The organism is Pedobacter sp. KLB.chiD (assembly GCF_047040275.1).
Taxonomy (GTDB): Bacteria; Bacteroidota; Bacteroidia; order Sphingobacteriales; family Sphingobacteriaceae; genus Pedobacter.
This window is the reverse complement of record NZ_CP178207.1, coordinates 2,390,828-2,413,903: the sequence shown is the minus strand read 5'-3', so window position 1 is coordinate 2,413,903 and position 23,076 is coordinate 2,390,828. Positions and strand designations below refer to the sequence as shown.

Genomic DNA, 23,076 nt, shown 5'->3' with positions numbered 1-23,076 from the left:
TTCGAATGTAGCAGATGTTATTAAAAATTTTCCCCAAAAAAATAGATCGTCGTCAGAAGCGTTTGACCATAAATACATTTTTAAATCCCTTTTATGCTTTCGAAAATCGTATGAGCAAACATTTCGCCCAACCCGAACGTTTTGGTTACAAAAATCAGGTTATGAAAAAAGGTTTACAAAAACCATGGCTTCTTTTAATGCTGTTGGTCACAACTACATTAATCATTTCATCTTGTAAGAAAAATGGTGTGGGGGAGGAAAAGCCCGAAACTGCTGCCTCAGTAAAATTTAAATTACTTGGCAGATGGGAATTAACTAAGGAATTAACAACATACTATGGTGCAAACGGGGAAGTGATCAGTCAGCAAGATCAATCAGGAAACAAACCCGCTCCGGTTTGGGATTTTCGGGATAATGATATCCTTTATCTCAATGATGGCTATAGGGAAAAGATGTTCAACTACCAGGTATCTGTTGATGCCAATGGTAACGCAAAATTATACATTGACAAGGTTTATGACCTTGATGTCTATTTTGTTGGTGGGAGCGGTATGAAATTTTTTTCAGAACGTAAATCAACAGAGGGCAATATCAGAAGAGAAACATTGGAACTGGAATTTAAAAAACGCTAAACCGTTCTTCCTTAAGTATGAACACTGATCACCTATAGTGATAGCGGAGAAAGCGGCGTAAATTAAAAATGTTTATCATGGTTGTAGAGATGCTGAATCAACTGATTGATCAAAGCTGGTAGCGGTACATTCCGCTACCAATTTTGATATAAAATCATCAACTGCTCATGGTTTACCGGCAGCCTCAGGTTTATGGTTTGCATGCTGTTTTTCCTGCCCTTTAACAAAAGGTTTACCGATAAGCCTCCCGATTTCAACACTTGTGCTGAAAAGAAGTGAGCCAGCCGTTAAACCTAAGATTTAGATCTGAAAATTTTATTTCCTACCCGTTTTTGGTGCCAGGGTAAGAAACATTCTCTTGCCCTCGAGTTTTGGCAGTAGTTCTACTTTACCGACCTCTTCCAGGCTTTGTGCAAATCTCAAGAGTAGAATTTCTCCCTGGTCTTTATATACTATAGATCGGCCTTTAAAATGAACAAAGGCGCGTACCTTTTCACCGCTTTCCAAAAACGAAACTGCGTGTTTAACTTTAAATTGAAAATCGTGATCGTCAGTGTTTGGGCCGAAACGGATATCTTTGATAATGGTCTGCTTGGCCTTACTTTTAATCTCCTTTTGCTTTTTTTTCTGTTCGTAAAGAAATTTGCTGTAGTCGATGATCCGGCAAACGGGCGGCACGGCGTTCGGTGAAATTTCAACCAGATCGAGATCCAGCTGTTGAGCTATTTTGAGTGCTTCCGCGAGCGGATAAATATTGGTTTCAACGTTATCTCCCGTCAATCGGACCTCTGGTGCGGTTATAAACTCATTAATTTTATGTTCTGCTTCTTTTTTCCTGAAGGGTAAGCGTGGTCCCCTGTAAAATCCTGCTTTTTTTAATGCCAAATTTGAAAAGTTTTAGTAAATAATTCTATTAAGTGAGCGTTAACTTAACATATCAGTAATATAGCTTTTTTAAGAGAAAAAGCCAGGCCAATAGCGAAATCGTGACGCTATAAGTACAATGCACCGGTCTTTTGCATGAATTAAGGCATTGATACCGGTATTGCGATACCCAATTCTAATTATCCTATGTTTATTCAAAATTGGCTATCTAACATTTTGGTTATCTGAAAGGATGCATTGCCGGTTTTGGCGTTTATCATCTCAACACCTGGCTGCTGCTGCAGATCTGTACGGTAGCGAGATTGTACAATTTATTTTGCTTGATCCAAACATATTTATCCTCGCCCTGTTGTATTTATAAATTATATTAAACTATGGAAAATACAGAAAAAACAGTTGAAATCTTAAATGATCTAATTCAGATCAACAATGATAGAGCAGATGGTTTTGATAAAGCAGCAGCTGATCTAAAAGAAGAAAACATTGATTTAAAGGCAACTTTTGAAAAACTATCAACTGACAGCCGTGACAACGTGATAGAACTGGCCGGGTTGGTTGGCAGAAATGCGGAGACTCCTGATACCGGAAATACAATTTTAGGAACATTGCACAGAGCGTGGATCGATATTAAAGCAACCTTTGGCGGCGATGACAGACACAGTATCCTGGCTGAGTGTGAACGTGGTGAAGATGCAATAAAAAAGGCATACCGTGATGCACTGGCAGAAAATGAGCTTGGTGAAAATGTTAGAACAGTATTATTAAAACAACAGGAAGGCATTAATGCCAGCCATGATGCGATCAAAGCGTTGAGAGATGCTCATGCTTAGGTTATCCGATTCTTTCTAAGAAAAGCCATCAAAATTAAATTGATGGCTTTTTTTTATGCCAAAAGTTGTGGGCTATGTATTTGTTCTGTATACCATCAAGATAACTTATGAAGGAACTTTACGCATATAGTTACGCTGAACGATGATTTAGCAGCCCTGGCCTTTGCATGGAATACTGATCCCGAGGCATTTATCTGTTGGTATCCTCCTAAGTCATTCATACTTAGAAAATGAAAATTCGGCTGGATGATTAGTAGCGGATTGAACGGATCTCTGAAATAAGATAAAGGGCTAATTATGGCCTAGTTTTCTACGAAGATCAACCGGTCGCTGGCATATTGTTGTTTAAATGCGTTGCTAAGAAAAGATAGCCTATAAATACACAGGCCATTGAGGTGTGAATTTTTTGAACGTATGGTATCGATAAGGGTTACTTTACCGGCAAGACCTTGTATGGCCAGTTCAGTTGATTTAGTGAGGTAGATGATCGTGTGCTGATCCAGGCTTTTTGGCGACTGGTTAAGAAAGCTGTTTTTTGCCGATATTACAAAGGGTAACTCTTTACTGCCGTAATGTTTTAAGGCTCCGGCGATGGCATAATCACCTGTTAAAATCACTTTGGCTTTACCCGATGGGCCTGGCTGTCTACTGGCTTCTTCTACTTTAGTAGTCAGGTATTCCCAATCGGTCATGTCGGCGAAAAACTGTGGCAGTTTACCGTAAGATCCATCCTCGTAGCGAAGCGGTCGGGAAAAACCGGTTAGTCTAACCATTTCAGACATATAAAACTGATTATTGGCAACGGAAAATACAGGAATGACTACAGGAAGACTGAAGAGTGCGAAAACATACAGCATTCCGACGAATATGGCCTTATAAACAGTTTTAAACTGGTTTAACATAAGCTCCCAACAATACCCACCGTTAGCGAATAGCAGCGGGAAGAGGCCAAGCCCGTAATACAGCTTGCCCTTTAATACAGATAGTATCGCAATTACCATCAAAGATGCTATGCTTAAAAAAAACAATGTTTTGCTTTTCCGGTTTGTCATCAGGAAAATCAGTCCCGCAGACCAAACGGCTACCGCCGCCCCATGAAAGAAAAATAGTTGCAGGAAGTAATCGCCGAACTCAATGTTGAAGTTCATTTTCGCCACGTGGCTTGTGAATTTGAAAATAGGAAAGTTTTGTTCGATTTGCCAGGCGATATGTGGTGCCAAAATAAGCAAAAAAACGAGGGCAGGAGGTAACAGCTCCTTCCAACGAGGTATAGTTGCCTTCTTTCCACAGATTAACCAGGCGATGAGTACCGTAAAACCAAATAACAGGATGCTGTATTTGTTCAGTACACCAGCCGCCAGTGCTATTGCCATAAGCCATAAAAAAGACGGGTTACGGCTTTTATGATAAGCGATGAGGGCGAAGGAAAAGAGGGTCCAGAAAAACTCATCGAATACGGCCGGTTGCAAGAGGTAGGAAGTAGCTAAAAATGCAGGCGAACAAATGATTGCTGAGCAAGCGATCGCAATGGCTAAACGTCTTCCGCCTAAAAAGTAGGTGATGTAACCCGTCATTACGACAGTTGCAGCGGAGAAAAGGCAGGGCAGTACCCGATAGCCGATTAGAGAGGAACCAAAAAACAGCTTTGATAGATGTGCAATCCAGGTTACAAAGGGCGATATATCAGGAAACCCCCATTGCCATTCCTTTCCAAGTTCAACATAATAAATTTCATCAGCATGATAGCCATATCCATTTAAGGCAATTAAATGGATCGATAATTTTAAGATTCCGAAGAATATAATCAAGAGATGAGGTTCCCGAATACTGCGTGAAAATTCTTGTTTTCCGGAAATCTTAACCATTGATAACAGGGAATTGGGTGGAGTGCTGATTTCGGTGCTGCAGATTCATATTGATACAACAGCAAAGGTTTAAATTGGTTTAAAAAGGATGTGATTCAGGCATCAATTATTCAAATTGTACGATTACGATTAAAAAAAGGTTACACACCAGTTCCCTATGCTCAAACCTGGTTTGCAAATTGGAAAACAAGGAGCCCTTGAGACGATTGCTGTTACGCTAACATTGTATGATTTGGTTAGGTTCTTGATTACCAAATTCTTGCGAACTACTATACAGGGTAAGTGCGGTGAATCGGAGAATTCATTTGTTGAGAAATGAAAAACGGGAAACCATCCTAAGATAGCTTCCCGTTTAATCTAAATTAACGCTCTCATTTATATAAGCGTTTTTTTCTGATTTTTATTGTGACTGATGAAAAAAATATTTGTGCTGCTCAACGAGTTAAAAACTTTAAGCTTATGGCTGTGTATTTTGTAGCGCAAGTATCAAAAAATTAAGCGTTCCCGCCGCTGCTCATTACATTTTTTATACAAAGGTTTTGACTATCATTTTAATGTTTAGCTGTGTCCGGCAGCTGCAATATACTTGGGATCCACAGGCGAGGCCGTATCGCTCGGCGTATTATCAAGATACGACTGTTCAAGTTTGCCCAGTAAGGTTTTAAGTTTACTGATCTTAGCGATCACTTCATCTTTTTGCGCTGAACTGTGCTCCGGAGCACCATCCATGGCATTTATCGTGTCTATGGCATAGTCCATAAACCCTTTTGCATTTTCGGATAATGTTAAGTTTTCCATCGTATTAATTGTTGGTCTGCGTTTATGCAGCTGCTATTGTAAGACAAAATTTCCGCTGATTGGTTTGGAATAGCCGCAACATTAGTTAGCCATGTGTCCTTAGTCTTGTGCCTGAGGTGTAGACTATAGCTTATCCAATAAAGGAGAACAAGCAACAAGTTTCGTTTATTGACTTTGCAGAAACATGATTGTATTCGAATAGAAAACCTGGCAATTTTTAAAACCACCCCACTATTGGATCAAGTACTTGCTATTAAAAATTAGCAGACCCTGACAGCCTTTTCATTTGGCTGATTCTGCTTTTCTTCATATCCTCTTTCAATGACAAAAGAATGTCCTTAACAATGCTATCCCTGAATAGTTAATGGTCACCGGTAAGCGCTTTCACAAATTTCCAGACCTACACGTTGATTTTTATTCGTTCGGAAGCCTTTTTTTTTATGTTTTCTACAATCTTTGGCCTATCCCGGCACTAGATTGATAGCAAATAGACATTGTTGCTCTGCTGTTGACCATGTCTGCTCGCAATTACGTTCTGCACCCATAAATCCCTTTGCGAAAAATAGGTGCAACACCGTTCGATAACATTCCTGTATTTCATACTTTCATTGCTGCATGTCACGTAATAATTTGACGGTTATGATCATTACTTATAATCTCATTATTTTTCTACTAATTTAATAATAATATCCTTTACTCAGACAACAGATTTTGAACCGCGTTGCGTCGCTATCCAACTCACCATTTAGCGCACTACCAACGAAAAAATTAAGCAACTGTATATGCTAATCTCTAAACATTTTATACACTTTTTCGTTTAAATGTATAAATCCTCATACAGTTTATGAGTCATTTGCATTAGAATTTACTTGCTTAATTATTTTGAGGTAAGGTTTTACAAGTCATAAAAATTAGCGCTTTATGGAAGATTTATTAGTTGTAAGGGCTAAGGATGTTGCCCTGAACATTAGGAAAATTAGAGAATACAGATATTACACCCAGGAGTATCTGGCGGTAAAACTAAACATTTCGCAAAATGCCTACAGTAAAATCGAACTGGGTTATACTAAATTGACTGTTGAACGTTTGTTTGAGATCGCAGTAATTTTGAATGTAGGGGTTGCCCATTTATTGACCCTTAATCATAATGACTTAATCAGAACTATAACTGATGACGATAATTGATTGGCAAAAAAAGTTATGATTTGCCGGCCTTACTATTTTTTATCTTTTCCTTGCTTCAACTCGTATATACCATCTGTTTGAAATTTAAAGAGATGTATTTAAAAAAATAATTCATCCAAATTACAAATATCTGATAATCAGTAATATGTGTTGTTTTGCTTGGTTTCGGTTTGAGAATTTACTTTCCGATACAAAACTTCGTGAAAATATTCTCCAACAAATCATCGGTAGTTACCGTACCGGTAATTTCACCGAGATAATGCAGTGCCTGTTTAATATCCATGGCTAAAAAATCGGAGGTTACCGGATTATCGACATTGGCCAAAACCCTTTGCAGCGCATGTTCTGTTTGTTTTAAGGCCTCTACATGGCGGATATTGGTCACCAAAGTTTCGCTGGTATTAATATGGTGCAGGTTAACCTGCTCCAGTAGCGTGTTTTTTAGTTCGTCTATACCCTGTTTTTCTTTAGCAGAAATAAATACCATATTTAGCGCTTCTAAAGTTTTGCGTTGCATATCATTCAGCAGTTCGGCTTTGTTGACCAAAATTAAATAGGGAATATGCAATTGGTCTAAACCGCGGATCTGCTCTTCAATTTCTGCGGTGCTTTGAGCAGCATCGGCCATGTAAATGATCAGTTTGGCCTGTTTCATTTTCTCTAAGGTGCGTTCTACACCTAAAGCTTCAATAATATCGGCAGTATCGCGGATTCCGGCTGTATCAATAAAACGGAAAACAATACCGCCAATGGTCAGTTCATCCTCAATGGTATCTCGTGTGGTGCCGGCAATATCCGAAACGATGGCGCGTTCTTCGTTAAGTAGGGCATTTAATAGGGTCGATTTACCCACATTTGGTTTACCTGCAATTACAATAGGTACACCATTTTTAATTACATTTCCCATTTCAAAAGAGGAGATCAATCGCTGTAAAACGTAATTGATTTTGTTAACGAGGTTTTTAAGCTGTTCGCGGTTGGCAAATTCTACATCTTCTTCGGCGAAATCGAGTTCAAGCTCAATCATCGAAGCAAAATGGATCAACTGTTCGCGCAAACCTTTTAATTCATTGGCAAAGCCTCCGCGCATCTGCTGCATGGCCACATCATGCGAAGCCCTGGAATTGGAAGCAATTAAATCGGCAACTGCCTCTGCCTGACTCAGATCGAAAGCGCCGTTCAAAAAGGCACGCAAAGTAAATTCGCCAGGTTTGGCCGCACGTGCACCTTTGCTGATTAACAAGTTAATAATCTGTTGAATGATATAATTAGAACCATGGCAGGAAATTTCTACCACATTTTCTTTGGTATACGATTTTGGGGCCACAAATAAGCCTGCTACCACCTCATCCACAATATGATCGCCGTCTTTGATCAGGCCAAAATGTAAAGTATGCGAGGCCTGCTTTTCTAAATCCTTTCCTGTAAATACGGCATTGGTAAGCGAAATAGCCTCCGGGCCAGATAAGCGGATTACGCCAATAGCACCGGCGCCAGAAGGAGTAGACAAAGCAATAATGGTATCTTGATTGTTCATATGTGGTATTGAAGCTGCAAAAATAAGTCTAATCTATGGGGATATGGTGTAAATGAAGTAAATTTTTTTGGTAGCGGTTATTTGTTTACAGTTAAAATTGACTCCAAACGTCGGCTCCAAACTCCCCATACTTCACTTCAAACTAACTATTTAAAACATTTTACACCTGCCTGTGTTTAAATCTCAAATCAGAATAAGCTTTTATGACGAACAATTTACCCCTAACCGTAAAACGATCAATAGAATTGTTGGGACTGATGGCCGTTGCAGCCGTGATGGTGATCGGACGAGATATTATCATGCCGATATTGATGGCATTTTTCATCAGCATTATGCTGTTACCCGTATATCGCTTTTTAAAAAAGAAAAAAGTACCTGAATCGTTGGCCATTATTTTACCCATTTTATTGGTGGCCCTTTTTGTGGCTTTGATTATTTGGTTTTTCTCAAACCAGATTGGGATTTTAGTCAAAGATTTTCCACAGATCAAGGCCAATGTAACACAACATATTAATTCGTTGAGCGATTGGATCAGTCGCATTACCCATTATAACGATAAACAGCAAAAAGCATTTATCCAGGCCAAAAGCGATGATTTGATGAACATGGGGACCTCAATGGCTGGTGGAGCTGCGGTTACTTTAAGCGGTATTTTTGTATTTATCGGTTTGCTGCCCATTTATATTTACCTGATGCTCTTTTATAAAGATATCATCTTGCGTTTTATCTTTATGTGGTTTAAAGCAGACGATCATCCGAAAGTTAAGGAGGCTATTTATGAAACCGAATCGATCATTAAAAGTTATCTGATCGGATTGTTAATTCAGATTACATATATGACCATTTTATTGGGGGGGATATTGATGTTGATCGGTATCAAGCATGCCCTGTTGATTGGAGTAATTTTTGCCATCTTAAACCTGATCCCTTACGTGGGGGCCTTAATCGGCAACGTAATCGGAGTGTTGTTAACGCTTACTTCCTCACAGGAGTTATGGCCGGTACTAACCGTTCTAGGGGTGATTGCTTTTGTTCAATTTTTAGATAATAACATCCTGATGCCGCGTATTGTAGGCTCTAAGGTGAAAATAAATGCTTTGTTTGCAATCCTGGGCGTATTTATTGGTGGCAGCATAGCGGGCATTTCCGGGATGTTCCTGGCGTTGCCAATTGTGGCGGTATTGAAGATTATCTTCGATCGTACAGAATCCTTTAAACAGTGGGGCGTGTTATTGGGAGATGAGCGCCCGGCAAGAAGCCCGATGACTTTCCCTGTTTTCAGAAGGAAAAAACCAGTGGCCACAAAATCGGGAATTGAAAAAGGGTAGTTGTTTTAATACTTCGGTTTGTACTAAACTTTAAAACGCAAGGAAGCTAATTAATCAGATTTCCTTGCGTTTCTATACTATCTAATAATAAGATGTATTGAGGTTACTGTTCTGCTTTTCTGCAGCCTCAATCGGAGCATAATTAGAAAGGATCAGCGCTTCGCCCTTTTTAACACATACATCGTGTTCAAAATGTACTGATGGACTTCCGTCTGCCGTCCTGATTGTCCAGCCATCTTCGTCCAGAAATACATCTTTTTTGCCCATGTTGATCATCGGTTCGATAGCCATGACCAGGTTTTCTTTCAAAAGTAAACCATTGCCTTTTCTGCCGTAATTGGGTACCTGCGGATCTTCGTGCATGTCTCTACCCAAACCATGGCCAACAAGGTCTCTCACTACCCCAAAACCCTGTTTTTCGTTATGAATTTGGATGGCGGCACCAATATCGCCGATGCGTTTGCCCACAACAGCTTCCTTAATTCCAAGAAAAAGCGATTCTTTAGTTGTTTTAACCAGATTTAATATTTCCGGTGATACTTCGCCTATGATAAAGGTATAAGCATGATCGCCATGGAAACCATTTTTAATTGTACCTACGTCTACCGAGATAATATCGCCATCCTTCAATTCGTCTTTGGTAGGAAAACCATGTACAACCACATCGTTTACCGAGGTAATGATATGAAAAGGAAATCCATTATAGTTGTAAAAGGAAGGTATAGCACCATTATCCAGTATAAATTCGTTTGCTACACGGTCTATTTCAATGGTGGTAATGCCTGGTTTTAATATTTTAGCTACTTCTGCAAGGGTATCGCTCACCAGTAGTGCGCTAATTTGCATTAGTTCTACTTCTTCGTTGGTTTTATATAAAATCATTGTCGCAAATTTAACAAAAGAAGCCAAAAGGAAGAAAGCGTAAAAAAATGTGGTGTAAAATAATTAATCAAACCTGACCACAATGCTACCGGTGGTATTTTGCTATAGGTATGCCATGATAAAAGATGGTATTTGTACAGCCGGCTACTGATGGCTTAAGAATATAGGTTAGCAACCTTGGTTGTTAAATCTCAGTTTGCCAACAAATAAGAGCATAGGCTGCAATCGGGTATTAAAACTTTATGCCTGATTCTGCTGAGGGTTTCTAAACGCATGCCAAGGTAGCTGGCCAGATAGCGCTGTGGTATTCTGTTGATGTCCAGTCCGCTTTCCTGAAGTTTCCGGTACCTGCTCACGGCTTTTGGAATGCGGGCGAGGATAGCTCTTTCTGATGCTTTATAATGATGGAGGGCCAACAGCTTTCTACCGATTCAGTTGGCTTCCGGATAATGGGTATACACGAAATCGATTAAGGTGTATGGAATACAGATCAGCTGGCATTGTTCGAGGGCCTGAAGGTATTCTATAGAATGGTTAGGTCGTTGACCGGGGTGGCGTATGGCGCCGATTATTTCATTTCCGGTGCTAAACCAGGTACTGATGTCTTTTCTGCCATCGCGCACGAAACCACGTACAAGACCGTTTACCAAAAAATATAGTGAAGCGTTAAGATCTATGGGAGAAAGTATGTATTTATTTTTTTTGATGTGGATGAGTTCACAGTATTTTTCAAGTTCTGTTTTAAGGGCCCCGGACAAAGGATAGAACTGTTCAAGATAATTGAAAAGCGGGCGTAAAAATGATGCTGTATCGGACATAATTGAAGCCTGTTGAGATTGCTAAAACGATGTATGGCCTATTCGTTTAAAACGCTATACACACATGTTGATCTGAAAGCAAAGGTATCTTGCTTTTTACTTCACGTAGAATAATAGGGTGTTCGCATTCTCTAACGATACGATAGTTAGACCAAAAATGACTTTAAAAAAGGCTAATGGCTTATTCCCATTGCAAAATAAGCAGTTGGCATTAAACCTGTTTCTTTTCTGAATGCATTATAAAATGTGGCATGGCTTTTAAAGCCAGCTTCTGAAGCAATGGCTTCAATAGTAAATCTATCTGATTTTAGCGGGTACTGCTCCAAAAAATGACTGATCCGGTAACCATTTATCCAATCCCGGAAATTTTTGCCGATCTGTTTGTTGATCACGAAAGAACAGTGGTGTACCGGCAGGTTAAGTTTTGCGGCAAGATCGATGATCTGAAAATCGTGATGGAGGTAAAGCTGTTCCCTTTCCATTATTTCTTTCATGGCGAGGGCATAATCAACCAGCTGCGCATCTATGAGGTTTGTTTTTTTAGCTGTTGCCAGGTTCCGTATTGGATTTTCTGTCTCTAAGGGAACCAAAATGGAATCAGTACCGGTTTGCCTGTTTGCCGGTTTTTTAGTCCAGTCAACCGCTACTAGCAAATAACCATAAAAAATATATGGCTTATGTAGTGTATACAATAAAACAAGCAGCAGGACGAGGCAGTTAAGTACGATGAAACAGGTATTGACATATGGGATGTGTAAGGACCTTAATATAAATGGGATCAAACCCAACAGTTGAAAAAAAGTAGCAATCCGAAGGAAAAAGATAATCCATGTTCTGCCTTCGCTGTCCAGTAGCTGTTGCGGTTTTTTGTTAAGGCGCAGTACCACAATCCAGGTGGCGCATAAATAGCCAGTTACCAGCAGCGGACGAAATACATAATGGAAATATGGTGGAAAAAGGCCGGTTTTCGCTTTTAAGGAAAAGTAACCGTTTTGGGCCAATTGAGTCCCCACTACATTCCAATCGGGCGGAGAGATATGCCAGGGAATAACATGGATAACGGCCAGTAAAACTGGCACAAAATGAAGCCATTCTATGTACTGTAAATGTTTACGATCCCGAAGAAAACCGGTAATGTATAGATAAAAACAGGCCGGTGCAGCATAATAAAACGGTGTAAAGGTTTGATGAAAGATAGCTAAAGCATGGGGTTGACCAGCTTTAAAGAGCAACGAGGTGAGAATCTGTCCAAACCGCGCAAAAAATATAACCGACAGTAATATGTTTAATAGTCTATTCCCTCTTTTGGCAAAAAAAAGATGCATGGAGAATAAAAGCAGGAACAAACAAGTGGTACTAACGAGAAGGTTTAACGACTGCATATTTCCAGCCAAGATAAGACATAATTACAAAAGTTAAACTCATGGATTTTAAAATCTTTAATGATGAAATCCACATGGTTTAAATGAGAAGGCTTTAATTCAAACCTGGCCGGATAGCCTGTAGACGCCTATATTTTAATTGGCTTTTGTATGATTTGCAATAATGATTTGGCATAAACGTTTGTTTAAATTATAAAAAGCAATAGTTTTGCGGCCCGTTTATTGTTAGCGGAAAGGATATTAGTTAATTAACGGATGTATAACATCCTTATAAAAGAAAAATTATGGACAAATTTAAAAAAGTGCAAGATCTAATCTCTTCTGTTGAAGCAGACGTAACTAAATTTTATGATGGTGGTAATGCTGCCGCAGGTACACGCGTACGTAAAGCCATGCAAGACCTAAAAGTTTTAGCGCAGGAAATCAGAACTGAAGTAACGGATAAAAAAAACAGCGCAAAATAATTTTTTGGGTTGGTAAAAGAGGTTGTATCATAAAAAACATCGATAATTTGTTACACTGAACTGAGCTTCTACTCAGCTAGGCCAGGTATCTAAATGCCCTGCAAAATACTATGGCAGGTTCTACAGCTTTAGGATGACAATTATTATCTTTATGATATGACCTCTTTTTTTGGCCTCCTTTTTTTTCAGCCTTGTGCTTAAGCCAACCTTAACCTTTATTTACTGCGTTTGCTGGTTACCAGTTTATCAGTAAAAAAGTCGCGAAAATCATTGTAATAAAGATCGCCTACTGTAAAGCTGGTCTGGTTAGAAAGTGTTACCCTGGTACCTTCAACATGTAAAATATGATTGATGGAGACAATATAGCCTCTATGCAGCTGGATAAACCCCTTTTCTATCTTTAGCTGCTCTTTTACATCTTTCAGACTTAAATAGGCAATAATAACCTTCTCTGTTGTATGTATTTTGATGTAGTTGTGAAAACTTTCAAACGCGATGATGTCTGCATATCTTACTAAAACAGCTTTGTGTGCTTCGGATTTATTTTTAACAAAGAAGTAGGCCTCCGGTTCAATACCTTCTATTTCGTCCCCAAAAACCCGGTTAAGCGTTAAGGCAAATTTGGCATAACCGTAAGGTTTAAGTAAATAGGCATCTGCCTCGGCTTCGAAAGCTTCATAGGCATATTCCTCGTGCGAAGTAGTAAAAATCAGTTTCCGGGTCTTGGAGCGAACTGCTTTTGAAAGTTCAATGCCTGAAAGCTGTGGCATTTGAATGTCCATAAATATCACATCTACCGAATCAATATTTTTCAGTTCTTTCAAAGCTGCCATCGGATCGGTGTAACTAGCCAGTAGTTCCATATTCGGAGTATCCGCTATATATTTTTCAAGACCCAGGATTGAGTTTTGCTGGTCATCAATGGCTATACACCTAATCATTTATTAATCTTCTTTGCATATATAACGAATTTACACCTTTTTGCACTGAAAATAGAAAATATATCCTGCATTCCCTTTTATTTTCTTTTTACAGCAGTTTTTTAAATTAAAAAATGCATTGAATAGCTCATTATGAACCATTAACTGATCTGATTGGCTAATAGTGCCGTGGTTTATTGCTCCTGACCAAAAGCAAGGGGATTACAGTTTAATATTTGAAAGATCTGGCATGCTTTTTTGCACATTTAACAAATCTTAGCTTTAGAAAGTTGATTATGGATGTGCCCACTAAATATTTTGTGATTGATTTTAGAGTGGAATGCCATTTGTACCTATCTGTAACGGAAACGCACCGATCTGTGTAAGCTGGCGCTGAAAACAAAGATAGAATGCGATCTTTGTTTACCATCAAGAAATGGTTTAAGTTTTAATGCAGGTGCGATTTCATTTGAGCTTAATAACATATTAACATCTACCTATTCACTCATCAAATCTAAATTATCGCTCTTTTCCTATCTAAATTAGCGTTCTCTTTTAGATAGGAATTTTCTTATCTTATCTAAACGCCTTTAACACATTTGAAAAAGATCCTTCGATTAATTTCCACTAGACTCAGGATGATACCTTGATCAAAATCCGGTTTTTAATAAGCGCCATTTTTCCCAAAGGAGCTTATTAGGGAATAAATCTCCTTATTTAGAATTAATATAAATAATATTGTATATTTGTTCTATCTGAGATTAAACAATAACTAACCGGAAATGATTGTCAAGGCAAAAATAGAGCATCAGAAAGATTTTCTGTTTATGGAAGAAATTCCAGACCAATATGTACCCGATCATCGATTGTCAGAAAAATCAATAGCCATTAAGGACACCCCGGTAGCCCTCAAAAACTATCAGCTTTCTACCAATGGCCTTTTTTTGGTGCATGCAGAAATGAAATTTGACGGGCCGGCACGGATCCTCACCGAAGTAGAAGGAGAGGCCATCACCTGTCAGTTTATTTTTAGCCATAAAAATGCTGCAACAATCGGTAATCCATCGGCTAAATATGGATTGAGCAGGCACAACATCAGGTATATCCCCTCGGCAAAAGAAGCTTATGATGTAAAACCTGATGCAGAATTTGTATATTTTTTGATTGTACTTTCTAAAGATTATTATCTCCGGTTGGTTGATCTGTATTCTCCCCTGCATGAACAGTTTGTACAGGAAATGGAAAAAGGAGTATCAACCTCTTTTGCAGCGCAGGATCTGTTTATGACTCCCGAAATGCACCGGGCAATAAATGCCATTATTACCTGCAGGCAAGACGGAGAATTGAAGCGACTATTTACTGATGCGCGTATTACCGAGCTGATCATGTATCAACTGGAACAATTCAGTCAGCACCTGCAGGGAGGGAGGGAGCCTTTGCTCGATCGCGATATTCCAAAACTTGAAGAAGCCAGGGAGATTCTGGAGCGGGGTTATATCGATCCCCCAACCCATAAGCAGCTATCAAAAATGATATTGCTGAATGAGTTTAAATTGAGAACGGGTTTTAAAAAATATTTCGGCAGTACCATTTACGACTTTGTAACGCGCTTAAGAATGGAAGAGGCCAAAAGGTTAATTTTAGAGGAGGGGAAAAACATGTATGAAGTAGGTGTAAACATCGGATTTAAACACCAGGCCAGTTTTACCAATGCCTTTAAAAAATATTATGGGATTTTACCTAGTGATCTGCGGATCTGATTTTATATAAAATTAACCTGGACCCTGTATTTTGTGCTTCGGCAATGCCGGCAGCTTCCATCAGTTTTAAGTTGGTGTACACACAACCGATGCTGATCGGTTTTTATCTTCTTTAAGCATTAGCCAGAGCGACTCAGGATGGATAAAATCGCTTACTTCCAACAGTTTGAACGCAATCCATAATCTTTTTTCGGAGAACAATAACCGCTTTAAACGGCAGTAATCATTTATCGTATTTAAAATGTTCTCTTTAAAAGCTTCATGATAGGCCGGATGAGGCATTTGGCTGATGCTTAGGGCAGTATGAAATAGTTTTTTGAATGTTTTTCATCGGTAGCGGAGATTTAAATCTGAACAGATCGGAGTGTTACGGATTCATCTGTTTTGGCCGTTTTTAATTTGTAAACGGAGGGGTTTCCAGTCTGTAAGTTAGAATTGAATTTTGCCGCATCAAGCTTAATTTCCTTGGGTACAATAACTGTTTTTAAAGTACTTTGGTCGGTATATGCCTGGGCGTGAATGCCAAATGCCGTATAGATATGCTGTGGCGTAAGTACCTGAGCCGGAGTACCATCCCACCATTTTCGTCCATCTTTTAGAACAATGATCCTGTTGGCATATTGTGCGGCAAGATTAACATCGTGCAGCACCATAATAATCATATAGCCTTTTTTTGCCATCGCAGCACCAATAGCCAGGGTTTGGTGCTGAAACTGCAGGTCCATGTTGTTGGTAGGTTCGTCCAAAAGCAATACGGCATTTTTGTTATCCCAAATTTGGGTCAAAACCCTTGCCAGGTGCACTCTTTGCTGTTCGCCGCCCGAAAGACTAAGCATGGACCGGTCGGCAAAATCTGTTAAGCCACAAAGTTCCATCGTTTCAAGTATCGCAGTTTGGTCGTTTTTTGCCGAGGGAAGGCTTTTAAAACCGTACCTGCCCATCATCACTACTTCTTTTACGGTAAAAGCCATGCTAATGGGATTATGCTGTTGCAAATAAGCCCTTTTGGTGGCCAGTATTTTTCGGTTATAATCCTGAAGATCCTCACCATATAATATAATACGCCCATTATCGGGCTTTCGCTCACCGGAAAGTAAACGCATAAGGGTAGACTTTCCAGCCCCGTTCGATCCTAAAAGTGCAACCATTTCGCCCGGTCTGATACTGAACGAGATGTCTTTTAAAAGTGGCCTGTTATTTAATTTATAGTTGATGGATTCTACTCTAAGCATAAACCGGTTGTTAATGAGCTAATTTCTTTTTGTCTTTAATGAGGATATATAAAAAAACGGGACTGCCCATCAAGGCTGTAACCACACCTATTGGCAATTCAATTGGCTGTACAATCAATCTCGAAACCATATCAGCAAGGGTGAGTACCAAAGCGCCCATTAATGCCGAAACCGGAAGTACAAAACGGTGGTCTACACCTCCAAGTAAACGCGTAAGGTGGGGGATGAGCAGGCCGATAAAACCAATAATGCCTGAAACAGCAACCGAGGCCCCCACGGCCATGGTGGCCAATACTATCACGAGTATTTTGATTTGGTTCGGGTTTAATCCAATCAGTTCAACCTGATTTTCGCCTATGGCAAATAAGTTTAAACCTCGTGCTAAAAATGGGAGTCCAACTACGGCAATACCCACAAAAGGAAATAAACAGCTTACATTTTGCCAGGTGGCGCCGCCCAGGCTGCCCATCATCCAGAAAGTGATGCTCCTCAGTTTCTGCTCATCGGCCAGGTAGGTAACCAATCCGGTTAATGCACCTGCCATGGCATTAATCGCAATACCAGCCAGCAACATGGTCGAAACATTGGCCTGTCCGTTTACCTTCGAAAGGTTATATACCAACATAGCAGTGATCCCTGCTCCGGCAAAAGCGCCAAAGGCCAATAGATAATAACCTAACAACTGGATCAAACCAGAAAACAAAAAGGTTTCAAAAGCAATAATTAGTACCGCCATCAATGATGCACCTGCTGATATGCCTACCAGGCCAGGTTCGGCCAGGGGATTTTTAAATATACCTTGTATGGCAGCCCCTGAAATGCCCAGCGCAGCACCAACCAGTACGCCCATTAAGGTACGAGGTAACCTGATCATCATAATTACACTTTCATTTATACCATGATCCGTACTGCCGAACAGGGTAAAGCCCATGGTATGGGTCAATGTGTCAATTACCTCTTTTAATGGAATGCGCATAGCCCCTAAAGCGAGTGAAAAACAGATCGCAACCAATAAGCCTGCACCGAATAAAGTATATATGAATACCCTTCTCATTATAAAATCTGGTTATTTAAGGCTTTAATGGCTTCAGGTAAACGGTTACTGAAATTGATAAGCAATGGACCATTCATCTCTACAATCCTTTTATTCTTTCCGGCATTGGTATAGGCTACACCTGGCAGGTTTAAAAAGGCGTCTTTACCACCTAAGCTCTTCAGGCCAAAATCGAACATCAGGATGATATCCGGGTTGCTTTTAATCAGTGCCTCAGTGGTATAAGGTTTAAAATCACTAAATTCCTGTATGGCATTTTTGCCACCTGCCAATTTTATAATGGCATCGATACTGCTCCCTTTGCCTGCCACATGCATAGTACCTACACCACGGGCGTAAATAAATAGGACTTTTGGTATCTTGTTGCCTTTTCTTAGTTGGCTTAAGGTGTTATTGATTCGCTTTTCGGTTTGCTGCGCAAGTTGTTCACCACGAGCCTTATCACCAATGGCTGTTGCAATCTTCCTGATGAATCTGGAAGCACCTTCAACTGAAAACTCCTGGCGGATGGGAATCACCCGGATACCTAATGATTTAAACTGATAAAGGTTTTCTTTAGAAAAATCGCCTTCAGGAACCAGCACAAGATCCGGCCGAAAGGCGGTAATGGCTTCAACAGAAAACGACCTGTTCCGGCTTACTTTAGGTAACCTGTTAATCTCTTCAGGCCATACGCTGGTGACATCTGTAGCCACCATCTGTTTACCATAACCTAAAGCATGTACCGTCTCGCTAATGGCGCTACCTAAAGTAACAATCCGCTTGGCCTGTGCTGAAGCTTCGTGGAATCCAGGTAAAAAACAAAATATCAGGAGTGTGATGCAATACTTTTTCATGCTGATTTAAACTTCTTTGGTAGCGCAAAAAAAGTATTTAATTAATCTAAATACAAACATATTAGGGATGCTTGAACATGAGCATAATCAAATTTTCTTATACAGGCAAGTAGCTTTATTTTTGTTAAATGATTGATAATAAGTTAATTATTATTGATATCACATATGGCTTATATACTGATTTGTGCAAAATGAAGATTGAAAAAATACGCTTTGAACAAAATAAAATACGGATAGCACAAATTAAAATACGGATTAAACAAACCATTTCTGACGCTTAATTTGGATGTTTGCAGTATTCTTATTTAGAATGATTAAAAATAACTGAAGAATGAACTACCGGAGATTTATCAATTGCTTCAATCAAAAGACGTTAGCTATAGGTCTGCTACTTTTAACGGGTGCTTTTGCTTCATGCAAGAAAGAAGAAATAGATCAGAATAAGATTTTACAAGATGGTAAAAGTATAGTGATTACCGATTTAGCCGGCGATACACAGGCCGCCATGGGTAGTGGAACCCCCGGCAAAGAAGTTCGGCCTTTTTATATCTTTCTTTTCCGCTTAAGGGATCAGAAACAGATCTGGATCCGCAATGCAGCAGACTCGGCACAATGGCTAACAACAAAAGACTGGGATTTGGCTTTTACCGGACCGTATAACAGCGAGGTTTATGTAAATGATAAAGATTATCAGTATAACCCCGGTTTCGGTGGAACGGCAAAAAGTGCAGTGGTTATGTTGGAACAAAACTATGATACCATTAACGAGGCGCCATCTGATGAGGTTTTTAATGCCAGCGAAGTAACTAAAATCGGTTGGGCATCTTCGTCCAGCTCCAATGGATGGTTTTTTTACAGCCTCAATACACATATTATGCAGGCCATTCCCAACCGTACCTACGCCATTAAGTTGCCCGATGGCAAATATGCCAAACTGCAGTTGATTAATGCCTACAAGGGCAATCCGCCAAGTGTAAGCGATTTAAACTGGCCTGCACCTTATTATACCTTCAGATATTATGTGCAACAGGATGGAAGCAAAAATTTACAGACCAAATAAAACAAGATGAATATAATGATTGCCATAAACAAAAACAGGCTTCAATGGGTGTCAGCCTGTTTAATATTGGGCTTACTTTTTACCAGTTGCAAGAAAGACGATATCATTTCGCCTGAAGCTGAAAAAGAGGTGCCAACCCATACCGAAGGTGGTACACCATATTATAAAATACAGCGTATAGAAAATTTAGCGGTAGAAACGGATGATGCAAACCCTACGGTACCGCCAACGGCTGTTCTGTTCAGTCTGGAAACCAGGACCATTGTTCCTTTATTGTACGCCAAAACCAATCACTGGGATATTTGCTTCAGCGGACTTTACAATAGTTTTTTAAGTAGCAATAATGGTCAATCTTCAACCAGTTTAGGCGCTGGGAGTACAGGTACGGGGGCAATTGCCATATTACAAAAGCCTTTTGATGAGGTTACCAATGTGCCGGCAGATGCTTCATTAAGTATTAGTAAAACAATCGGTACTGATGATGAGGGTGATTTTGGTGAAGGAACAGGATGGTACCTATATGATTTTGGCGGTACCAGGAGAGGGGATGGAAGTTACAACAAACAGCACGTGGCCTATGCGATGCCCGAAAAACGAACCATTGTTGTCCGTACAGCCAAAGGCGATTATGCGAAGATCAAAATGATCAGCTGTTACAAGGATGCCTATACTGCTGACAAATGGTTCAGAACCACTCCACATATGTATTTCACTTTTGAATTTGTAATTGTGCCAAAGGGAAGTACAAAATTCGAGATTAAATAAATGTACCATAACATAAATAACCTGATATTAAAATGAAGAATAAATTAACGCAACTGCTTGGTATACTATTCACAGTTGCTACGCTTGCTGCCTGCAAAAAAACAATCGGTCTGGAACCTGTTCCGGCAAATAAAATCACCGAATTTAAAGTTGCCGTATCCGATGGAGATATTTTTGGTGCCATTGATGAAACCGACAAGACCATAACGCTTTATTTACCATATTACTACGAACTGGATGTGATAGAGCCTGTTATTAAACTATCTGCAGGGGCCAGGTTGATTGAAATGCCTACCCCGGTTGAGGTTTTGGATACCAACAAAACTTATACCGTTATTGCAGCCGATCAAAGCACTTCCACTTATAAGCTGATAATTAAACTCAATCAGATCTCACCTTTGGCACTCACCGAACTATCCACAGCCACCAATACCTCTACAATGGCAATTGGCACGTACGATGTGCGGGTGCAAGGTAATTTTAATATTGCCGATGTTAAAAAGATCAAGGCCTACTTGGTAGATAAAACAGATAAAGAATATGAGTTGGCGCCCAGTTCGGCACTGGGTACACCAGGCGTATCGGTATCCATGATTGGTGGTGTTAAAACTTATACTTATAGTTATTTACAGGTTCCGCAAAGTTTAGATACCGGAACTTACAAGGTAAGGGTAAAAGTACAAGCCTTAACTGCCGAAATGAAATATCCGGTAAAAGTGGTTTATGGCAGGCCTGGAATTAATTATGGGCCGGTTACCGTTAAACAGGGGGAGACGTTCAAGATCAATTCTTCGCAGACGGTATTACATGATTTTAAAGAATTTTATATCATGGTAAACGGACAGAAAACAAATTTACCCATTGTTTCTTACACCCGCACCGAAGCCACGATCCGTGTTCCTGATACTGTTCCGCCAGGGGTATATACACCAACGGCTGCATTTGGAACATGGCCATTGCTCACCCTAAACTGGGCAGTTACCGTTACCGCCAAATAATATCCAGTTACCATTATCCATTTGAAAAACGATTGGGGAGATTATTCCCATTTATATAACAAAAATCATAAATCTAAAAAAAATGAAAATGAAATTTTTAAAACTTACGTTCGCTATTGCAACTTTAGCCATATTAGGAACTGCCTGTAAAAAAGATGCTGTTCAACCCGATAACAAACTTGCTTTACAAAATACAACTGCGGCCCTTGCTGTAGGCGATACGGAAGCAGGCGTGGTAACCAATTCATCAACTTCACCTACTTCGTGGACTCCGGTTGGATACGATTTACTTAACAATGTGGTGGCAAGTACTGGCAACCAGGTTAATTTCGACAGCAACTTTAACGGAAACATTACCATTGCAGGTACCAATAACCTTGGTTATTATGATTCTCCGTCAGTAACCAATGTTAGCGGCATTACTTTAGCGGATGTTTCTTCCGTTACATTAGGTGCAATAAGCACTTTGGGAAACAATACCAGTACAGCTGTGGGCTGGTACAATTACGACAGGATTAACCGTACCATTACACCGGTAGCGCAAAGATATGCTATAGTAGGTAATCAATCTACCATATCTGGCTCAACAAGGCTTTATGTGGTTCAGCTTGATGGTATAACTACATCTGGTACTTACAATACTACGGTAAACTTCCATACTAAGAGATTAAAGTAAGGAATCGCTCTATCAGCGGCAATAACTCGATAGAACAGAAAAAAGGGACGAAAACACGACTTATCGTCCCTAAAAATCATAAATAAACCCAAATAAGGGAATAATCCCAAATCGTTTTAAAAATATTAGCCTTAGCTAAGGCCGTATTTGCGGGTCTAAAAATGCAAATCTAATGATTATTGATTATGAATACAATATATAAACGCTTCTCTGTCAGTTCGTACTATCTTTTAATTTTATGCCTGTTTAGCATATTCGGTGCCTGCAAAAAGGAATATGAAGATTATCCTTATGCCGACATTGTAAGTTTTACGATAAAAGATGCCAATGGAGAGCCACTTAAGGCAGTAATAGATGAAAAGAACCTGATTATATACTGGCCTTCAGGGCAGGTTTTACCTGATTACATTACGCCAACCATCGTGGTATCCGAAAGGGCAAGTGTAAGTCCTGCTTCAGGCCAGCATGTGGTTTTTAAAGAAACAACTAAGTTTGTGGTAACGGCTCAAAACGGTACAACCAAAGTGTATCTGATCAAAAAGGTGATCAATCAGCCACTACTTAAGGTCGATGTAACTGGCGGCATTTTTGTGTACAATTCCAAAAGTTTTGCAACAAAAGGTAAAAATATTATCATAAGTGGTGATAATATCATAGCGGATAAAAATCAAACCAAAGTTTACCTGGTAAATACAGCTAATAATACTGAAACAGCGTTGACAATAGGAACACTGACCCCAATAGCGATTAATGTAACATTAGATACAACAATACCGGACGGTATTTATAAACTAAAGATTGTTTCAGGGCAAAGAACTGTGGTGATGGAACGGACCTTTGGTATCACTGCCGGCCCTCCTTCTATAAGCTTCCTGGAACTGGCTACTATAAAAACCACTTTAAAACTTGGAGAAGAGTTTACGCTAAATGGGGTAAACAGGATCGAATTGATCAATAAATTTTCAATCCGACATGTAGCGAGCAAACAGTTTTACGATCTTACAATCAAAGAGGTTAAGGCTGGTCAATTAATATTAAAGGTGCCTGAAAACCTGCCTGTTGGTCAGTATGATCTATTTATTTATAATTATCCTGCGGGAGAATATTACGCAGCAGGGCGAATATCAGATTATTTCGACGACGCGATTACCATTACCAACTAACCCGCA

General features: G+C 39.6%; 22 protein-coding genes. 11 read left to right on the top strand and 11 right to left on the bottom strand.

The genetic code is table 11. From position 1 onward, the window contains the following. Positions 1–110: 110 nt before the first annotated feature. Entirely contained in the window at positions 111–632 is a 522-nt protein-coding gene (locus tag ACK1I8_RS09830) for a hypothetical protein (RefSeq protein WP_412469151.1), read from the top strand. Between the two features lie 315 nt (positions 633–947). On the opposite strand, the gene infC is transcribed toward ACK1I8_RS09830, so the two are convergent. Further along, positions 948–1,517 (bottom strand): translation initiation factor IF-3, encoded by a 570-nt coding sequence (gene infC / locus ACK1I8_RS09825; RefSeq protein WP_412469150.1) that lies wholly within the window; start codon positions 1,515–1,517, stop codon positions 948–950. A gap of 374 nt (positions 1,518–1,891) precedes the next feature. On the opposite strand from infC, the gene ACK1I8_RS09820 reads away from it, so the two are divergent. Further along, positions 1,892–2,347 (top strand): PA2169 family four-helix-bundle protein, encoded by a 456-nt coding sequence (locus tag ACK1I8_RS09820; RefSeq protein ID WP_412469149.1) that lies wholly within the window; start codon positions 1,892–1,894, stop codon positions 2,345–2,347. A gap of 302 nt (positions 2,348–2,649) precedes the next feature. Here ACK1I8_RS09820 and ACK1I8_RS09815 read toward each other — a convergent pair whose 3' ends face one another. Continuing rightward, positions 2,650–4,155, bottom strand: coding sequence for an ArnT family glycosyltransferase (locus ACK1I8_RS09815; protein WP_412469148.1), 1,506 nt, complete (start codon positions 4,153–4,155; stop codon positions 2,650–2,652). Between the two features lie 615 nt (positions 4,156–4,770). Continuing rightward, the gene (locus tag ACK1I8_RS09810; protein ID WP_412469147.1) at positions 4,771–5,010 is read right to left on the bottom strand and encodes a hypothetical protein; all 240 of its coding nucleotides are present in this window, start codon (positions 5,008–5,010) and stop codon (positions 4,771–4,773) included. A 921-nt stretch (positions 5,011–5,931) separates the two neighbouring features. Between ACK1I8_RS09810 and ACK1I8_RS09805 the strand changes: the two genes are divergently transcribed. Next, the gene (locus tag ACK1I8_RS09805; protein WP_412469146.1) at positions 5,932–6,195 is read left to right on the top strand and encodes a helix-turn-helix domain-containing protein; all 264 of its coding nucleotides are present in this window, start codon (positions 5,932–5,934) and stop codon (positions 6,193–6,195) included. Between the two features lie 178 nt (positions 6,196–6,373). Here the strand turns inward: ACK1I8_RS09805 and mnmE are convergent, their stop codons facing one another. Next, positions 6,374–7,732, bottom strand: a complete 1,359-nt coding sequence (mnmE, locus tag ACK1I8_RS09800) for a tRNA uridine-5-carboxymethylaminomethyl(34) synthesis GTPase MnmE (protein ID WP_412469145.1) — start codon at positions 7,730–7,732, stop codon at positions 6,374–6,376. Between the two features lie 203 nt (positions 7,733–7,935). Between mnmE and ACK1I8_RS09795 the strand changes: the two genes are divergently transcribed. Then, a complete protein-coding gene (locus ACK1I8_RS09795; protein ID WP_412469144.1) occupies positions 7,936–9,060 on the top strand; it encodes an AI-2E family transporter in 1,125 nt (374 codons plus the stop codon). 81 nt (positions 9,061–9,141) lie between these two features. Here ACK1I8_RS09795 and map read toward each other — a convergent pair whose 3' ends face one another. From map to ACK1I8_RS09780, 3 genes are all read right to left on the bottom strand, one after another. Further along, on the bottom strand, positions 9,142–9,942 hold the full coding sequence (gene map / locus ACK1I8_RS09790; protein WP_412469143.1) for a type I methionyl aminopeptidase: 801 nt from the start codon (positions 9,940–9,942) through the stop codon (positions 9,142–9,144). A gap of 431 nt (positions 9,943–10,373) precedes the next feature. Then, complete coding sequence (locus ACK1I8_RS09785; protein WP_412469142.1) at positions 10,374–10,760, bottom strand: Crp/Fnr family transcriptional regulator; 387 nt, start codon at positions 10,758–10,760, stop codon at positions 10,374–10,376. 173 nt (positions 10,761–10,933) lie between these two features. Continuing rightward, complete coding sequence (locus ACK1I8_RS09780) at positions 10,934–12,085, bottom strand: helix-turn-helix domain-containing protein (RefSeq protein WP_412469141.1); 1,152 nt, start codon at positions 12,083–12,085, stop codon at positions 10,934–10,936. 341 nt (positions 12,086–12,426) lie between these two features. On the opposite strand from ACK1I8_RS09780, the gene ACK1I8_RS09775 reads away from it, so the two are divergent. After that, positions 12,427–12,606, top strand: a complete 180-nt coding sequence (locus tag ACK1I8_RS09775) for a histone H1 (RefSeq protein WP_293787871.1) — start codon at positions 12,427–12,429, stop codon at positions 12,604–12,606. Positions 12,607–12,821: 215 nt separating this feature from the next. Here ACK1I8_RS09775 and ACK1I8_RS09770 read toward each other — a convergent pair whose 3' ends face one another. Then, positions 12,822–13,547 carry a LytR/AlgR family response regulator transcription factor gene (locus ACK1I8_RS09770; RefSeq protein ID WP_412469140.1) on the bottom strand — a complete coding sequence of 242 codons (726 nt, stop codon included), beginning with the start codon at positions 13,545–13,547 and terminating at the stop codon, positions 12,822–12,824. Positions 13,548–14,308: 761 nt separating this feature from the next. On the opposite strand from ACK1I8_RS09770, the gene ACK1I8_RS09765 reads away from it, so the two are divergent. Continuing rightward, on the top strand, positions 14,309–15,286 hold the full coding sequence (locus ACK1I8_RS09765; RefSeq protein ID WP_412469139.1) for a helix-turn-helix transcriptional regulator: 978 nt from the start codon (positions 14,309–14,311) through the stop codon (positions 15,284–15,286). 344 nt (positions 15,287–15,630) lie between these two features. Here the strand turns inward: ACK1I8_RS09765 and ACK1I8_RS09760 are convergent, their stop codons facing one another. From ACK1I8_RS09760 to ACK1I8_RS09750, 3 genes are read right to left on the bottom strand one after another with little or no spacing between them, the layout of a single operon-like run. After that, on the bottom strand, positions 15,631–16,533 hold the full coding sequence (locus ACK1I8_RS09760; protein WP_412469366.1) for a heme ABC transporter ATP-binding protein: 903 nt from the start codon (positions 16,531–16,533) through the stop codon (positions 15,631–15,633). Then, the gene (locus tag ACK1I8_RS09755) at positions 16,529–17,572 is read right to left on the bottom strand and encodes a FecCD family ABC transporter permease (protein WP_412469138.1); all 1,044 of its coding nucleotides are present in this window, start codon (positions 17,570–17,572) and stop codon (positions 16,529–16,531) included. Before ACK1I8_RS09755 ends, ACK1I8_RS09760 begins: the two co-directional genes overlap by 5 nt. Continuing rightward, positions 17,572–18,408: a heme/hemin ABC transporter substrate-binding protein gene (locus ACK1I8_RS09750; protein WP_412469137.1), complete on the bottom strand. Its 837-nt coding sequence runs from the start codon at positions 18,406–18,408 to the stop codon at positions 17,572–17,574. The genes ACK1I8_RS09755 and ACK1I8_RS09750 overlap by 1 nt, the downstream gene beginning before the upstream one ends. A 331-nt stretch (positions 18,409–18,739) precedes the next feature. On the opposite strand from ACK1I8_RS09750, the gene ACK1I8_RS09745 reads away from it, so the two are divergent. The 5 genes from ACK1I8_RS09745 to ACK1I8_RS09725 all read left to right on the top strand — a co-directional run bounded on the left by ACK1I8_RS09745 (position 18,740) and on the right by ACK1I8_RS09725 (position 23,070). Beyond that, on the top strand, positions 18,740–19,468 hold the full coding sequence (locus ACK1I8_RS09745; RefSeq protein WP_412469136.1) for an HmuY family protein: 729 nt from the start codon (positions 18,740–18,742) through the stop codon (positions 19,466–19,468). A 6-nt stretch (positions 19,469–19,474) separates the two neighbouring features. After that, positions 19,475–20,233, top strand: coding sequence for an HmuY family protein (locus ACK1I8_RS09740; protein WP_412469135.1), 759 nt, complete (start codon positions 19,475–19,477; stop codon positions 20,231–20,233). A gap of 32 nt (positions 20,234–20,265) precedes the next feature. Next, positions 20,266–21,231, top strand: a complete 966-nt coding sequence (locus ACK1I8_RS09735) for a hypothetical protein (RefSeq protein ID WP_412469134.1) — start codon at positions 20,266–20,268, stop codon at positions 21,229–21,231. 88 nt (positions 21,232–21,319) lie between these two features. Further along, the gene (locus ACK1I8_RS09730) at positions 21,320–21,907 is read left to right on the top strand and encodes a hypothetical protein (protein ID WP_412469133.1); all 588 of its coding nucleotides are present in this window, start codon (positions 21,320–21,322) and stop codon (positions 21,905–21,907) included. 185 nt (positions 21,908–22,092) lie between these two features. After that, positions 22,093–23,070 carry a hypothetical protein gene (locus ACK1I8_RS09725; protein ID WP_412469132.1) on the top strand — a complete coding sequence of 326 codons (978 nt, stop codon included), beginning with the start codon at positions 22,093–22,095 and terminating at the stop codon, positions 23,068–23,070. Positions 23,071–23,076: the final 6 nt, after the last annotated feature.